The sequence below is a fragment of the Paenibacillus sp. JCM 10914 genome, assembly GCF_001315105.1.
GTDB lineage: Bacteria > Bacillota > Bacilli > Paenibacillales > Paenibacillaceae > Paenibacillus_AQ.
Window position 1 is genome coordinate 129,933 of the sequence record NZ_BAZR01000002.1, and the last position, 15,958, is coordinate 145,890.

Below are 15,958 nucleotides of genomic sequence, written 5' to 3' on the forward strand. Positions count from 1 at the left end.
CCTCCTGCGTGACAAGATACAATGCATAAGTTTTAGAACTAATAAAGCACTGAAGCGCATAATTGTCAACTGCTCTTGCTGCTGCAGCCAGGTGAATGTTACATAAGAGAGGGGCTGTTATCACCATTGAAATCATGGAGAATCTATTATCCGTTCGTTAAGCCCTATATGAAATGGATCATCCTCACGCTCATTATAGGCATGATCAAGTTCGGTATTCCACTGTTGCTGCCGATGATCATGAAATATGTGGTGGATGATCTGCTGATCGATCAGACGTTGTCCATCGAACAGAAGATCGAGCAATTGATGTGGATACTTGGCGGAACCCTCGCGTTGTTTGTCATCGTCCGAGGTCCCGTGGAGTATTTAAGACAATATTTCGCCCAGTTTATAACGAGCCGTATCCTATTTGATATGCGGAACCGGCTGTACGCCCATTTGCAGCGTCTGTCGCTGCGGTATTATCAGAATACGAAGGTTGGGGAGGGCATCTCCCGTTTCATTAACGATGTGGAGCAGTCGAAGAATTTAGTCGAAGTCGGCATGATGAACATCTGGTTGGATATGTTCACGCTGTTGTTCGTCCTTGTCATCATGTTCTTCATGAACGGTGCTTACCTTGGTTTCAATTGCCGTACTTCCCTTGTATGGGCTTGCTGTTAACCTGCTATACAAACGATTGAAGAAGCTCACGAAGGATCGCTCCCAAGCACTGGCCGGCATACAGGCTTATTTGCATGAACGGATATCCGGGATCTCGGTTATCCGCAGTTTCACGATGGAGCGCTATGATCAGAAGAAGTTCGAAGGCATCAACGGAAACTTTCTTAATAAAGCGATGGCACAGACCCGATGGAACGCATTGACCTTCTCGGTGATTAACACCTTGACGGACATCGCGCCGATTCTCGTGATCGGCTACGGAGGATACCGCGTCATTCAAGGAGACTTGACGCTCGGTACATTTGTAGCGTTCTTCGGTTATCTGGACCGATTGTATGCGCCCCTCCGCCGTTTGATCAATTCGTCCACGGTGTTAACGCAGGCTTCAGCGTCCCTGGAGCGGGTTAAGGAGCTAATGGACGAGCCTTATGATATTGTCGACCGTCCAGATGCCAAAACACTCAAATCGGCTGGACAAATCGAGTTTGATCATGTGTATTTTAAATACAATGATAATGGGGAGTGGGTACTGAAGGACATCAATCTGACGATCCGCCAAGGACAGACAGTAGCGTTTGTCGGTATGAGCGGTGGGGGAAATCGTCACTGATCGGATTGATTCCACGATTCTACGATGTGCAGCAAGGGGCGGTTAAGATTAGCGGTCAGGATGTAAGGGACCTTACGCTGGATAGTCTGCGTGGATCTGTCGGAATGGTGCTGCAGGATAATTTCTTGTTTAGCGGATCGGTCCGCGAGAATATTCTGTTCGGGAACCCGGAGGCGAGCGAGGAGGCGATTATCGCCGCTGCGCAAGCGGCCAACGCACATGAGTTTATCTCCCAGTTGCCGCAAGGATATGATACGGAGGTTGGTGAGAGAGGTGTGAAATTGTCCGGCGGCCAGAAGCAGCGGCTTGCCATTGCTCGCGTTTTCCTGAAGAACCCAGACATTCTCGTGCTGGACGAGGCCACCTCGGCGCTCGATCTCGAGTCCGAGCATTTGATTCAGCAGGCGCTGCAATCGCTGTCCACTAATCGTACGACACTGATTGTGGCTCATCGCCTCTCGACGATTACCCACGCGGACCAGATTGTGGTCCTTGAGAATGGCATGATTACGGAGCAAGGCACGCATTCGGAATTGATGAACCTCGAGGGCAGCTATGCCCGGTTGTACAATGTACAGCATCTGGAGGTATAAAGAAGCAACAGCTAACAAAGGTCGAAGACAAGCTCTGTATGAGTCTTGTCTTCGACCTTTGTTCATGTATCTTTGATTAGGATTTGCCAATCAGCAGCGACAACAGCCCGGCGGCGATAAGCGGCCCCACCGGTACACCGCGAAAGAGCGCCACACCAAGCACGGTGCCAACGAGCAGCCCGGCAACCACCGTTGGATTACTTCCCATCAGAGTGGCTCCGCGTCCTCCCAAGTAAGCTACCAGCATGCCTACGGCAATGGCTAGGAGCGACTTCCAGTTCAAGAACGACTCGCCGATGGTTTGCAGGCTGATCTTCCCGCTAGCGAGAGGGGACATGACACCAATTGTCAGTATGATAATGCCGATGGTTAGACCGTACTTCTCCAGCCAGGGGAATGCCTGTTGGAAACCGGTTACCCGGAGCAGCAACAGCGTGAGCATCGCAATCGTGACGGCTGAATTGCTGCTGATAATACCGAGTGCCGCCATCGCAAGCAGAATGAGAGACGTCACATCCATGGAGATTCACTCCTTTATACTTAAGCGTTAGTAGCCAGGTGCTGAGCAATCAACCTGCCGTGGAAACGTCCCGTTTCGATAAACACTTCGTTCGCGTTCCGACCCGATGCGATCACGCCGGCTACGAAGAGTCCTGCCACGTTTGTCTCCATCGTATCCGGGTTATATAACGGTTTCTCCATCTCATCATCCATTTGGACACCGGAAGAAGCCAGGAGTTTGCGATCTGGCCGGAAGCCGGTCAGGGCGAGTACAAAGTCGTTAGGGATGTGCTGCTCTCCGGCTTCTGGCGTTATCAGTGTAATGGAGGTTTCATCAATATTCACGACCGAGGAGCTCAGGTGCAGCTTGATGCGGCCTTTCTGTACCATGCCTTCGAACAGAGGTCTTACCCAGGGCTTAATATTCGGCGATATCGTCTCACCGCGGTAGACCATCGTAACGTCTGCTCCAACGCGAAGCAATTCCATGGCCGCATCCACGGCGGAATTACTGCCGCCAATGATGGCAGTCTGCATCCCGGCATACGGATGGGCTTCGCGGAAGTAATGAGTTACTTTCTCCAAGTCTTCACCGGGAATGCCAATATAATTCGGATGGTCAAAATAACCAGTTGCAATTACGACATGCCGGGCCTGCCGCGTTGTTTCATCACCGCTCCGCAGCCTCGTTTGCACCTCGAAGGTACCGTCGTTTAGTTTAGTGATGGTCAGAGCTTCTTCATATGGGGATATCTTAAGATTATAATGACGAGCTACCCGTCTATAATAGGCGAGTGCCTCGTGCCGAAAGGGTTTATCATTTGATATGGCAAACGGGACATCCCCGATTTCAAGCATCTCAGCCGTACTGAAGAACTGCATATGTGTCGGATAGAGGTAAATGGAATGAACGACATTGTGTTTGTCAATGATTTCGCTGCTGAGGCCTTGGCGGCCGCACTCAATCGCAGCGGCCAGACCGCATGGTCCCGCGCCGATAATTAAGACGTCTAGCATGGTGAACCTCCTTATGTAATAACCTTACGCTATGAATCAGCATTATAATCCTACAGCATCTACAACGATAAATCCAGAATCGGTGATTGACAGCGACTTCAAATTTGATTAACATCTAATTAGATGTTATATAAATTAGATGTATATTAAATTAGATTACCACTGGAGGAGGTGAGGAATCCAATGGAGCAAACAGCGAACGCAGCTTACAAAGCGAGTGTGTTGCGGAACTTTCTGACAGAAGATGGGCGGATAAGCCAGATCCCTGCGAAGTACAAGAAGAAGATCATCATTCTGGAGTATATGGCCGAGCAACTGGAGTTGGGGCGAACGTACCCTGAGAAGGAAATCAACGACTTCATCCAGCAATTCCATGCGGATTATGCAACCATTCGCAGAGAGTTCATCATTCATCACTATATGAGACGAAACACAGAAATTTATGAATGCAACCCACGTGACATGTGGACCAAGTGGGAGCAGATCTGAATGGCCGAGAGTAAACCAACAAAAAAAATCACCTTCCGTCAACCCGAAGGATACCGGAAGGTGATTGTTATACACTATTTATAAGTTAATTAAAAACCAGCAGCAGCATTCTTTACAAGCTCAAGTCCGTTCTGCACAATAACCTCAGCCTCGTCCGGGAATTGGTTATGCCCTTCGATAATCAAGGTCTCAATATCCTGTACGCCCCATTGGCGAAGATTCGCTGTTACGAAATTAACCGCCATCTCCGCAGCAGCCATCGGTCCTTCCGAATAGTTGCCGCCACGTGCATTCAGAATGACCACTTTCTTGCCAGTTACGAGCCCTACAGCGCCTTGTGGCGTATATTTAAACGTCTTGCCTGCCTGGTTCAAGTAATCGATGTACGTATGCAGTACGGCTGGAACCGTCATGTTCCAGAGCGGGAATGCGATGACAATCTTGTCTGCAGCGAGGAACTGATCAATATATTTGTTGACATTGTCGGCTGCGGTCTGCTCTTCCGGTGTCGTTTCCAATCCACGACCTGATTTGAACATGCCGTTGATCGCTGTGCCGTCATAATACGGAAGATTCTCTGCGAACAAATCTAGTTCCGTAATTTGGTCTTCCGGATGATTCGACTTGAAAGATTCCAGAAACTCGTGGTACATCTTAACGCTTACGGACTGTTCAATTGCTCGGTTATTTGCCTTGATGAATAGTATATTTGCCATGATGATTGTGACTCTCCTTAGTTGTATGGTTTACTTTATAAAGTATAGTATATTTCATTTATATCGTTTGTCAATCCTATCAATGAACGATTGTAATATTGCCGGAATAGGTTTCCACTTGAATCATATCGTTGGTTTCTTCCATTGCCTTGGGAGCTTTGACCGTGCCAGCCAGCGCTTTCAGATTATAATAACCGCGGAATGAGGCGTCTGGCGCAACCTTAACGTTACCCGCCCTGCACAGTATGTTGACCTTGTGTACGCCCGTCAAGTCTGCTTGGACAGAGCCTGTCGTTACTTGAATGTCAAGAGGACCTTCCATATCTTTCAACACGATATCACCAGCAACAGTATTCATCTCGGCCTCTGCCTGAATGTTATTGCCGGTGATCTTGCCGGCCACATTCTTTACGACTAATCGATTTGCCTGGATTCGATTAAGCTCTATATTGCCTGCTGCCACAAGAAGGTTCATGTCATCAGCAGTTGCATCATTCAACTGAATATTGCCGGTAAGTGCAACCATGTCCAGTTCTTGAAGACTCGTATGCTGTGGCAGCACGATGGTCATGTTTGCTTTGGGCATTCGAAAATCGAAGCCCAGGAATTCAAATGTATTTGCATCGCTAAAATCCATTCGTATATTTGCATCTATCGGTTGAAATGCGTTTAATATTTCCGCGTGTTCTGGCTTGATGTTACCTTCCAAGTTGATATAACCTGTGTCATCAAGACTTGATTCGAAGGTAATATTCAAATTCAGATTACTTCTGATCTCAAGAAGCTTAATGTCTTGAGACGCTTGCAGGTCCCAACGCTTCTCATAAGAGACAAGATCTTCGTAAAATTTGAATTTGTTCATGGCCATGCCGACGATACCCACCAGGATCAGAACGAATGCCAGGGTAAACAGCCATTTCTTGTTCATGATCTTCATTGCTGATCACGCCCTTTCCATAGTTGAACGTTCCAAAGGGAGTATCTCCGCGTTAACGTTAGTAACCCCGTCACTGCGGAGCGGGTGGCGATGTAGAGCAGGATACCGATTCCCACCAAGCTTACGGTCAAGAATAGTTTGGCTGGATAAAAAGTCCCGTTCATCATAAAATCAAGCAGGACGAATAAGGGACTGATCAAAGTGACGAGTGCGCCTATGGCAAGCGCGGCTCCGCCAGACCACAGTGCGGCCAGGAAGGGTATCATAACGAGCGCGCAAAAAAAGAGTCCTGCTCCGATGACGTATTTCCGTAATGAGAAAGACGCGCTATGATTAGCTTGAAAAACGGTGGGGGAGGCGGGTCCATTTCGATAAATCGGTCACCGAGCGCTTCCTTGGCCATTTCAAACGGATCACCAAGCTCACGTGCAATCTCTTGTTCATTTCGGCCGTTCTGCATACCGATGATAAAATGGGATTCAACGTCCTGTATGAACTCCTTCCGCTCATGGGGAGGCAGAGGAGCTAGACGAGACTCCAGAATTGCAATGAATTGTTGTTTAGTCATATAAATTTCCTTCCTCAATTAAATTGAACACGTTGCCCACAAAAGTCGTCCATTCCTTGACCATGGCTCGCATATAGATCACGCCGATGTCCGTTAGCCTGTAATACTTACGGGGCGGGCCCTCACTGGATTCCTGAAGATAGGTTGTGCAGTATCCCTCGTTAACAAGTCTGCGAAGCAGGGGATATAAGGCGCCCTCAGCGACTTCAATATGTTTGGATACGGCTTGTGCCAGTTCGTAGCCATACTGATCTTTGCGGTGAATAAGCACGAGCACGCACAGTTCAAGAACCCCTTTCTTAAATTGAATGCTGACATCCATCCGGTCGTTCCCCTTTCTGGTCGGTTGCTCATGATGTAAATTTCGAGGTAGTAATTAATAATCAGTAGTGAACCATATTTAAGATAACATCCGGTACTGATTAATGCAAGATACTGAATATAAAATACTTAATACGCCTATTAAAGCCTATCAAAGGGGAAAGAGGTCGAATCATAAGAACATTTGTATGAGATTGGCAAATTCGTTTGAAGAAGAGAGGCCACGGTTATATAGAAGTTAACTGAACATTAGGATCGTTTTTCCAATTCGAGTGGAGGGATGAGCGAAGATGTCCAATATCGACCGGTTTATTCTAACGAAGTTGAACAATTGCGAGGAGAGAACGACGCGTAGAAATTTACTGAAGTTATTTTTGATTCGCATTGAGCGTGCACAGATTGAGCAAGAGCGTCGTCTGTATGAGTTATAGTGGTAGAGAGTAGGAATAAATAAACAAAAAAAGGGCTACCCCTCTTTATTTAGAAGAGGGATAGCGCAAGAGAGTCGTTTTCACTTTTGCTGTGAAGAATTGCCTCGGATCCTTCGATCTCAATGCTGATCAGGGAGTTGAGGCATTTTTGCAGCGCATTTTTACCGTAAGCAATTTTATGCTCTAGCGCGCTGGTCAGTAGCTTGAGCACTTTCTGTACTGGTTGCTTGCTATCTGTTGTAAAATAGACAGGCACCGGCTTATTCTGGAACATAATTAATGTTTTCATTATCCTATCACCTCACGAAAAGTTATTTCATGATAATTGCATTATAATTAACCAATCTTAAAATAACCTTAAATTCAAACAATTAATCAGAATCATTTTTGAGAGAGTGACATTTCTGTGAACGTGCCTTCTTATGGCTGCAAAAAACGTATTACAGCCTATAGATAATATATAAATGGTTCCATAGAACTAGCAATATCTTTCAATAAATAGGAGTTAGGTAATATGACACAAATTGACAGAATGACAGCCTCAATGATATTATTACAATAATGTAACTATTTTATACGCCGTTTGATATAGGTTTTTAGCCTTGGTCTGTGGAAATATATAATATAATGAATATCGCATTACAATGGAAGGTAGGTAAACCGCATGATACTCACCGTGATCAGCGGGCGGAACGACGAGGACTGGTTTGACATTGATGTACCCGATGGATGCACGCATGTGCAGTTAATTGATCTGCTGGGACTACGTTTGTTTCAAGAACCCGCTGGCAAAGAGATTCAATATATACTAGAAGCTAGATTTCCGGAAGGCATGTGGTTTACGGTAAACGGTCACACCAGCCTGGTAGAGGCCGGACTACGTGAAGGCTCTTACATCCGCTTGCAGCGGGCGTTCTCCACAACAGATGAAGAGGCGCCTGTCTTTGGCAGAAGATCGTTGTTTCAAGAAGGATAGATTTGGGTAAGTATCCCATTGATTTGAATTGAAACAATGAGCTTCATGAGATGCTTCGGATTAGGAGGAAGAGACTATGAACGTGTTGTATCAACGTTCGCCGCGAATTAAACCAGCATTATCCAACGAGGAATTGGAGATATTCAGACCCCCTTCAGAACCGGCTAAGCCGTCGTTCTCCATGGTCTCCATCATTATTCCGATTATTATGACGGCAGCGATCATCGGTTTTTATGTTTATATGAATATGAGCGGTAGGATGGCAGGCCCGAATTACATGATGTTGTCTATTTTTATGATGATTACATCATTTACTCTGCCGTTCTTTATGTACTTAAGCAATAAGAAGGTCTATCAGAAGAAGCTGGCAGAACGAAATCAGAACTATCGTGCACAGCTCGACTTACTCCGTGAGGAGATGAAGGTAAGGCAAGAGGATCAAGTTCATACGATGTTTGATATCCATGGTGATCCCGAAGCTTGCTATCAAGTGGTCAAGAATCGGAGCAGCCGTCTGTGGGAACGTTCCCCGGAAGACTCAGACTTTCTGGAGCTATGTGTGGGCAAAGGTCAGATACCTTTTCATGTTCAACTGAAGCCGCCGCGTCCTGACGGTTACGATAAAGATCCGCTAATTGAATCGGCCGAAGCGCTGACTTCCGAATTCCAGACGGTGGAGAATGCGTCTATCGCTCTCCCGTTATTCGAATCCAAGATTATCGGTGTTGTGGGCGGACGTGAACAAGTGCTGAATATGCTTCGGGTTATGGTAGCACAAGCTGCTGTGCGCCATTCCCCGGACGAGGTGAAGATTGCGGCTTTCTACGAGGAGAAGGAATCTACGGATTGGCAATGGCTGCGCTGGCTGCCCCATACGTGGGACGATGAGCGTGACAGCCGTTATTTGGCCGAGCGCAGAAGTAGCGCACACCAGCTTGCTGATGAGCTGTTCACCCAGTTATACCGACGAAAGAGCAATCGGTCTGAGCACGGCAAGAAATCGATCAACATTCCTGCATATATCGTCATTCTTTCGGAGACCCATTTAATCGAGGAGGAGCCACTGCTTCCATTATTAATGGAAGATGCTGAAGCGATTGATGTGGTAACGATCATCTTGTCCGACCGCAAAGAGAGTCTGCCTATGCATTGTCAGCTCATCTTTGAAGTGGATGGTAATCAGGCAGGATATACAATGAAGAAGCAAGACGGCACGGTTTCAAGGCAATCTTTTCAATCTCATCATATCAGCAGGGAGCATATGGATGGGCTTTCCCGTTATATGGCACCGATTCGGTTGAAGAGATCTTCGGCCTCGGACATTCCAAGCGTGCTGACACTATTCGAGATGATGGACTTCCAGCACATACAGGAACTGGACGTACATAACCGATGGATGAGTAACCGGTTCCCGGATTCGCTGCCAGTACCAATGGGGGTTAGAGCTGGGGGCAAGCGGATTAAATTGAATTTGCATGATAAAATAGAACGTCAAGGTCATGGACCACACGGACTCATCGCCGGCACGACCGGATCTGGCAAAAGTGAAGTAATCCAATCGATTGTTGCCTCATTGGCGGCGGAATTCCACCCTCATGATCTGGCTTTCATGCTGATCGATTACAAGGGGGGCGGCATGTCCAACACCTTTATTGATTTGCCGCATGTTGTCGGCACCATTACGAATCTCGACAGCAATCTGATTGAGAGAGCGAAAGTATCTCTTAAGGCAGAGCTTGTTCGCAGACAAAAAATATTGAATGATGCCGGCAATTTGCAGCATATCGACGAATATTACAAGCTGCTACGGAATCGTCACGGTGAGCCGCTGCCGCATCTGGTCATCATCATTGACGAATTTGCGCAGCTCAAGAAAGATCAGCCAGAATTTATGGATGAACTGATCAGCATTGCGGCCATCGGTCGTACGCTCGGGGTGCATCTTATTCTTGCCACCCAGAAACCAGCTGGTGTAGTCGATGATAAGATTTGGAGCAATTCTCGCTTCCGAATATGTCTGCGAGTACAAAGCGAGGGAGATAGTCGGGACATGCTGAAAATTCCGAACGCTGCCTGGATTAACAAGCCAGGCCGTGGTTATTTTCAAGTCGGTAGCGATGAAGTGTTCGAAGAAATGCAGTTCGCTTGGAGTGGTGCACCTTATGTAGAAGAGAAGGATGCACAGGGAACCGTCATTATTCAAGAAGTTCGAATTAATGGCAAGTCAATGCCCATGCTCACGACCGAACCGGCATCCGGATCGAATCGGGAATTACCTAAACAGCTTCAAGTATTTATTGATCATCTAGCCAAGTCTGCTTCCAATCAAGGAATCGAGCGTTTGCCTGGACCGTGGTTGCCACCGCTACCAGAGAGTTTGGATCTGGATGATGTATTGTCCGTAATTGAACAGAGAAGCTCGGACGTATTGGAGAAATCCGGCCTTCTGTCCTATGTGGGCATGGTGGATGATCTCCCTAATCAATGTCAGAAACCGCTAGTTCTTAATCTCGAGCAGGGACATTGGGCGGTATATGGTATGCCTGGACTAGGCAAGACGACGTTCGTCCAGAGTATGCTAATGTCGCTGGCAAGACAGTATACCCCGGACCAATGGCAGGGATATATTATGGATATGGGACGAATGATGCGAGATTTTACAGGACTACCAAATATCGGTGGAGTTATGACGATAGAAGAAGAAGACCGTGTCAAACGCTTATTCCGTTTTCTGGCGAAAACGACGTCTTTGCGCAAGGAGATGATCGCAGAGGCAGGTGTGAAGACCGTTGCCTCCTATCGCCGGTTTAATACCGATCCGATACCGCAATTGGTGGTTGTCATCGATGGATACCTGAATTTCAGAAATTCCTATCCGGATGAGAACGAGATGCTCGAATACTTGCTGCGAGAAGGTGGCAGCCTAGGGCTTACATTCATCATTACTGCAAATCGGATTTCGGATATGTTCGAGAAAGTTCGGAGTAACATCTCACAGGCTGTTACGTTTGAGTTGGCGGATCCGGCCGATTATTACTATGCAGTCGGGCGGCCATCAAGGGCCCCAAGCCAGCTTCCGCCTGGCAGGGGACTTGTTAAAGGTCAGGTTCCGCCACTCGAGTTCCAGACGGCACTTCCGGCTTCGGGATCGGATGAGGGGGATCGATCCTCGGCCCTGCGCGAAATGATCCGCTTGCTCCAAGAGGGCTGGCAAGGAGAAGCAGCGCCCGCAATTGAATCGTTGCCGGAGCAGATTGCACTGTATCCGCTGCTCAAGTCTTATTCGGGCGGTGAAACGACAAGTTCAATCTATCGCGTGCCGGTGGGCGTCGTTACCGATGATCTCGCTCCATTCACGATTAATCTGCAGGATGGGCCGCATTTTATTGTGGCCAGTCCGATGGAGGGGGGCAAGACATCGTTCATGCTTAGCTGGCTGCTCTCGCTTACTTATCATACTTCGCCAGAGCAATTGGAGATATACACGGTGGATACCCGTTACGGAAGCAATGGCTTAAGCCTGCTGAGCGCTATTCCGCACGTTCGTGGTCACGCCGAGAATGAGGAAGAATTGGCCTCTATCGTTTCGAGCCTCTATGAGCGTGTTCAGACGAGGTCGAAGGATGGCGATGATCCGGCTATCTTGTTCATGATCGATGATGCTGACGTGCTGAGTAAGCAGATATCCGATTTTACCCTCAAGGATCAGTTGTCAGCCATCGTGAGGTTGGGCAGAGATCGGAGAGTGCATGTCGTCATTGCGGGCATTCCAGCCGATTTCCCGACGTATGGCGTTGACTGGTTTACGGACATCAAAGCTTTGCAGAATGGATTTCTGTTCGGGACTTTAGATTCTAATGATTTATCGTTCTTCCGAATTCCATTCTCCGAGTCAACGAATAGTTCCGGAGGACTAAAATCGCTCCCGCCGGGTCAAGGGTACTATATGAAACGCAAGTTTTCCAGAGTAAAAGGCGCAGTTCCGTTCGACAACGAGTGGAACGCACAAAAATGGGTCGCAGAAATTCGTGACCGATGGCATGTTGTAGTTTGAGGGGAGGTGGCTCATAATGTTGACGATTCATGCTTCCAAACAAGAGACGATAACACTCAATGACAAGGAATTCTTTTTCCTGGCTGGGATTATCGGATCAGACCGATTGCTGGGTGTGGAAGATCCTTTCATCGGATTTTTGACCGAGGATATCGCAGTTGAATGGGAGAATGCCAAACAATCGCTTCTGGGTAAGCAATACTTAATCCAAGAGGAAGGCGGGGAATTGTCAATTCCGCCAGAAGTCTTCTCTCGGGTTGCAATTGCCGGGCTTGCAGAACGTGCGTGTTGGTTGAAATATGAGAATGAAGAATCTTCGTTTGAAGGATATTTACACGTGACTGACGAACGTGTTATACAAGTGTGCAAGAGTGAAGATGATCATCGGTGCTATATGTTAAGTGAATTAGGAACGATTGAACAAACATGTGATTCAATCGTGGGGGATCTGGCTTTAAGTGAACAGAATTGGGGAGATATCCCTGCGTTACTGCTTAGTCGCAAGGAATTCGGGGATATCTATACGTCAGCTACGGATTACAAGAGCGCTGACATCAGCGATCGACTTGCGCGGCTTACAGATGATGCGGAAGGATCGATCGCACTTGCGAAATGTTTGAAGAACAGAGTATCGTCGGGGGAACTCCAACTGTCTATATGGAACGGAATCAGTTGGGAAAGTCAAAATGCAGCATTTATCGTGAACGAGTCCATGAATTGGCTGCTCCGTATGAGCCTGGAGGGAGACCAGGATTGGTTAACGGCGGCGCCAGCAACCAAAGAACAGTTTCGTCATATGATTCTTACGTGGTTAAAACAGTAATAGAGCCTGTATGAAAGGTGAGGAACCATGCGTATTTCTGTCGAGCCGGAATCTCTCCGGACGTTAAGCCGTCAGCTGCTGCACAGTGGCGATGAATATTTGGCGATCACAAGAACGCTGAGCCACGCAATGAATTCACTCGTCTGGGAGACTTCTCTCAAGGCGGCGGTTGTTGATGAGTGGCACTCCGCTCAAAGCCTGGGAGAACATCTGGGTGTTCTTCTAGGGCAAATGGGCAAGCAGCTCCAACGTAAAGCGGATCAATTCCAAGAAACGGACCATCAATACCATTCGATTCTGGACCATGTCATCCATAGTACCGTTTCTCCGGCAACGTTGTTTAATGCATCTGGAATGGATGGACGTATTCTGCCCGAATATGGAAACACCATCAATGTGATATCGAACCCGAGCTCTGTTGCTGCAGCTGTCGGCATGTCGAGTGGCGATAATGGAAACTCGGCTAAACAAGCGGCTTTGGCTGGCCAAAGCTGGACCTTTACAGATCCGTCAAACTTGGGTATTGCGAATTGATGAGTTTCGCTTCATTGGGATAATATGGGTTGGCAAATGTTTCAAATTGGGTCATATAGGGTAACTGGAAATTAGGTCTGAGGACATTTTGATAATCTAAAGGTCTTAGGCTAAGATGTCAGGTGTCACCAGTAATTGAATTTCAAGGAGGTTTCATACATGGCAGGACGCATTTTAATTACACCAGAACAAGTAGAACAAGTAGCGAATCAATTCAAGCAAAGTGGGGATCAGAGTCAACAGATCGTAAATAGCCTGACTCAATCCGTTAACGGAATGGAAGGTCAATGGGACGGTATGACCAAACAGCGCTTTTTCCAAGAGTTCCAGGAAGCCAGCCGTTTGATGAATTCTTTTGTTCAAACACTCGACAGCATCAGTAATGAGTTGAAAGCCATCGCGCAAAAGTTCCGGATGGCGGACGAATCTCGTTAAGACGAAACTGGCGGCTGAGGACTTTTTTTTCATATGTTTCATAAAGAAAAAACCGGGTGTTCTGATAACCCGGTTTTCTTGCAATCTTAGGTGAGAATGCCATGTAACACCAGTGATTTACACCGGTGAAGGAGTTCAAGAGAGGTGATGTTTATGACGTTTCAGCCAAATCCGGGCGATGAGATAATGGTCAATGGAAGAGCTTATACCGTAGGCCAGCATCCCGCAGCTCCGGGTGTAGCATATGCCAAGCAGGAAGGCAGGGAATCGTATACCAGCTTATACCAGTCCGAGGCGAAGTTTACGAAGCCAAGGCACTGAAAGTATTTTTTCCGAAATTTAGAATACCCGCCATGGTCTATCAATCCGAGCATTTGGGCAATTATCGAGAAATGCCGGGATTGCGAGTCAGCAGCCGTGAGGTGCTCACTCCCGAAAGAAACGGAGATTTGATTGCGAAATATCCGGATTTGCTGTATGCGGTCATGATGCCATGGATCCATGGGAATACATGGTTTGATGTCGTAAGCGATCAGCGGAATTTGGCGCGATCTGAAAGCTTGATGCTGGCCAAGGCTTTGGCGGCGATCGGTTCGAGCATGGAGCAGCGCGGATTGGCTCACTGCGACTTATCTGCGCCTAACGTCATGCTTCCGTTTTTTTCGGAAGTGAAGCTGCCAGAAGGTTCTGCTGCAGTTGAACTGGTCGATGTGGAACAGATGTATAGCCCGAAGATGGATAGGCCAGACGTCCTGCTCGCTGGGTCCCCCGGCTATGCGGCGCATCGAACCGTGCACAGCGGACTATGGAGTGCCTACGCAGACCGTTTTGCCGGAGCGATTATCATGGGGGAGATGCTCGGCTGGTGCGACCCTGCCATTGTCAATCGGGCCTGGGGAGAAAGCTATTTTGACCAGCACGAGATGCAAACCCCTTGTGAGCGTTATTTCTTACTGAAGAAATCGCTGGGACAGCGATGGGGTAACGGGATCTCCGAACTATTCAGCCGAGCATGGGATAGTCAGGATCTGAGCAGTTGCCCGACTTTTGGGGAGTGGCTGATTGCCATATCCGCATTGTCCGAAGAAGAAGTCGCTGCTGTTGATTCGCAAGTAGTAGAACCATCGTCGGTGGAGGCATCGGCTGCATCCGATACAGAAGAACCAGCAGTTAAGCAGGATGAAGGTACAGAGGAAGTGAAGGAAATTCCTGCCGAAATCATGGCGTCGCTCGGGATCGAGCCTGGGACCAGAGCTGTGAATGATCACGTCGTTGAGAGGCTGTTTCATCAAGCGCGGGATTTGGAGCAAGCGGGTAATTTGTCCGGGGCATTAGAGATATTTAAGTCTGCCTATCATTTCGTCAAGAAGGATAGTCCGCTCGAAGTGGAGCTTGCTGCTGCCATTCAAGGACTTAAAGCACAGTTGGAACCGGCTGAAGATACTACGAACAAAGGGTTCAGGGCCATCCTGCAATCTCGTAAATTTATGATTGCAGGGGCAGCCGCAATCGTGATCTTGGCAGGTTCCGTCGTGACCGTTAATCAAATTCTGGCGGACAAGACGGAGAGTAGGCAATTGGAAGCACAACTGCTCGCCGAGCAAGAGGCTGAGGCTGCACTGCGTTTGCAAGAGGAGGAGAAAGCCCGACAATTGCAGGAGGAAGAAGCAGCAGCTAAACAGGCAGAAGCCGCGAAGCTGGCTGAAGAACAGAGGCTAAAGGACGAGGCGGCTGAACAGGAAGCCATCGCACAGAAAGAAAAAGAGCGTGCAGCATTGCAGGAGAAGTATGATCGACAAGCCAAGTACGAGGCGTATTTGGCATCCGTCGAAGAGAAGAAGCAGCGGCAGGAATTGCAAGCAAAATACGATAACCAAGCGAAGTATGAAGCATACCTGGCCCAGCAAGCAGAGCAGAAGAAAAAAGCTGCCGAGGCGGAGGCTGCAGCCAAAGTCGCTGCTGACGCTGAGGCTAAGCGCCAACAAGCACAAGCAAAGGCTGCCCAGCAGGCTGCTCAAGCAGCTAAAGCAGCTCAAGCACAACAGCTTCAGAAGCAGCGCTCAGAGAATGTGATCGAGCTTGTCGCGCTGTATAACAAGGCATATAATGCCCAGGTTGCCGGGAACAAGCCGCGTGCCAAGAATTTTGCCCGCGAGTTTATGGATGTATATAACAAGGACACCGCTTATTATAAAACGGTTGGGAAGATGAGCAGTCGTCGCAATAATCTTAATGCTTTCCTAAATGACGACAGCCACTGGATACCAAAGCTGTAGAGAATTTGAGA

The 15,958-nt window shown here is 47.9% G+C and carries 15 protein-coding genes and 2 pseudogenes; 9 read left to right on the forward strand and 8 right to left on the reverse strand.

Annotation, left to right across the window (positions count from 1 at the left end):
• Positions 1–126 precede the first annotated feature (126 nt).
• Positions 127–1,869: pseudogene (locus JCM10914_RS03990) on the forward strand (ABC transporter ATP-binding protein).
• 76 nt (positions 1,870–1,945) lie between these two features.
• Here JCM10914_RS03990 and JCM10914_RS03995 read toward each other — a convergent pair.
• Complete coding sequence (locus JCM10914_RS03995) at positions 1,946–2,389, reverse strand: DUF441 domain-containing protein (protein ID WP_023957699.1); 444 nt, start codon at positions 2,387–2,389, stop codon at positions 1,946–1,948.
• Between the two features lie 20 nt (positions 2,390–2,409).
• Positions 2,410–3,387 (reverse strand): YpdA family putative bacillithiol disulfide reductase, encoded by a 978-nt coding sequence (locus tag JCM10914_RS04000; protein ID WP_023957701.1) that lies wholly within the window; start codon positions 3,385–3,387, stop codon positions 2,410–2,412.
• A 183-nt stretch (positions 3,388–3,570) separates the two neighbouring features.
• Between JCM10914_RS04000 and JCM10914_RS04005 the strand changes: the two genes are divergently transcribed.
• Positions 3,571–3,876, forward strand: coding sequence for a DUF2087 domain-containing protein (locus JCM10914_RS04005; protein ID WP_023957703.1), 306 nt, complete (start codon positions 3,571–3,573; stop codon positions 3,874–3,876).
• 89 nt (positions 3,877–3,965) lie between these two features.
• On the opposite strand, the gene JCM10914_RS04010 is transcribed toward JCM10914_RS04005, so the two are convergent.
• The 5 genes from JCM10914_RS04010 to JCM10914_RS04025 form a co-directional block, all read right to left on the reverse strand.
• Positions 3,966–4,592 (reverse strand): FMN-dependent NADH-azoreductase, encoded by a 627-nt coding sequence (locus JCM10914_RS04010; RefSeq protein ID WP_023957705.1) that lies wholly within the window; start codon positions 4,590–4,592, stop codon positions 3,966–3,968.
• A 79-nt stretch (positions 4,593–4,671) separates the two neighbouring features.
• Entirely contained in the window at positions 4,672–5,529 is an 858-nt protein-coding gene (locus JCM10914_RS04015; RefSeq protein WP_023957707.1) for a DUF4097 family beta strand repeat-containing protein, read from the reverse strand.
• Positions 5,526–5,795 carry an HAAS domain-containing protein gene (locus JCM10914_RS31235; protein WP_023957709.1) on the reverse strand — a complete coding sequence of 90 codons (270 nt, stop codon included), beginning with the start codon at positions 5,793–5,795 and terminating at the stop codon, positions 5,526–5,528. Before JCM10914_RS31235 ends, JCM10914_RS04015 begins: the two co-directional genes overlap by 4 nt.
• Entirely contained in the window at positions 5,792–6,097 is a 306-nt protein-coding gene (locus JCM10914_RS31240; protein ID WP_023957711.1) for a DUF1700 domain-containing protein, read from the reverse strand. The genes JCM10914_RS31235 and JCM10914_RS31240 overlap by 4 nt, the downstream gene beginning before the upstream one ends.
• Positions 6,090–6,419 (reverse strand): PadR family transcriptional regulator, encoded by a 330-nt coding sequence (locus JCM10914_RS04025; RefSeq protein WP_023957713.1) that lies wholly within the window; start codon positions 6,417–6,419, stop codon positions 6,090–6,092. The genes JCM10914_RS31240 and JCM10914_RS04025 overlap by 8 nt, the downstream gene beginning before the upstream one ends.
• Before the next feature lie 289 nt (positions 6,420–6,708).
• Here JCM10914_RS04025 and JCM10914_RS29180 point away from each other — a divergent pair, with 289 nt between their 5' ends.
• On the forward strand, positions 6,709–6,849 hold the full coding sequence (locus tag JCM10914_RS29180) for a hypothetical protein (protein WP_162834829.1): 141 nt from the start codon (positions 6,709–6,711) through the stop codon (positions 6,847–6,849).
• Between the two features lie 49 nt (positions 6,850–6,898).
• On the opposite strand, the gene JCM10914_RS04030 is transcribed toward JCM10914_RS29180, so the two are convergent.
• Positions 6,899–7,138 (reverse strand): hypothetical protein, encoded by a 240-nt coding sequence (locus tag JCM10914_RS04030; RefSeq protein WP_023957715.1) that lies wholly within the window; start codon positions 7,136–7,138, stop codon positions 6,899–6,901.
• 375 nt (positions 7,139–7,513) lie between these two features.
• Between JCM10914_RS04030 and JCM10914_RS04035 the strand changes: the two genes are divergently transcribed.
• From JCM10914_RS04035 to JCM10914_RS04060, 6 genes and pseudogenes are all read left to right on the forward strand, one after another.
• Positions 7,514–7,825 carry a hypothetical protein gene (locus tag JCM10914_RS04035; RefSeq protein ID WP_036716969.1) on the forward strand — a complete coding sequence of 104 codons (312 nt, stop codon included), beginning with the start codon at positions 7,514–7,516 and terminating at the stop codon, positions 7,823–7,825.
• Positions 7,826–7,901: 76 nt separating this feature from the next.
• A complete protein-coding gene (gene essC / locus JCM10914_RS04040) occupies positions 7,902–11,879 on the forward strand; it encodes a type VII secretion protein EssC (protein WP_023957719.1) in 3,978 nt (1,325 codons plus the stop codon).
• A 16-nt stretch (positions 11,880–11,895) separates the two neighbouring features.
• Entirely contained in the window at positions 11,896–12,702 is an 807-nt protein-coding gene (locus JCM10914_RS04045) for a hypothetical protein (protein ID WP_023957721.1), read from the forward strand.
• Between the two features lie 27 nt (positions 12,703–12,729).
• A complete protein-coding gene (locus JCM10914_RS04050) occupies positions 12,730–13,236 on the forward strand; it encodes a WXG100 family type VII secretion target (RefSeq protein WP_023957723.1) in 507 nt (168 codons plus the stop codon).
• A 159-nt stretch (positions 13,237–13,395) separates the two neighbouring features.
• Positions 13,396–13,671: a WXG100 family type VII secretion target gene (locus JCM10914_RS04055; protein ID WP_023957725.1), complete on the forward strand. Its 276-nt coding sequence runs from the start codon at positions 13,396–13,398 to the stop codon at positions 13,669–13,671.
• A 153-nt stretch (positions 13,672–13,824) separates the two neighbouring features.
• Positions 13,825–15,947: pseudogene (locus JCM10914_RS04060) on the forward strand (hypothetical protein).
• Positions 15,948–15,958 lie beyond the last annotated feature (11 nt).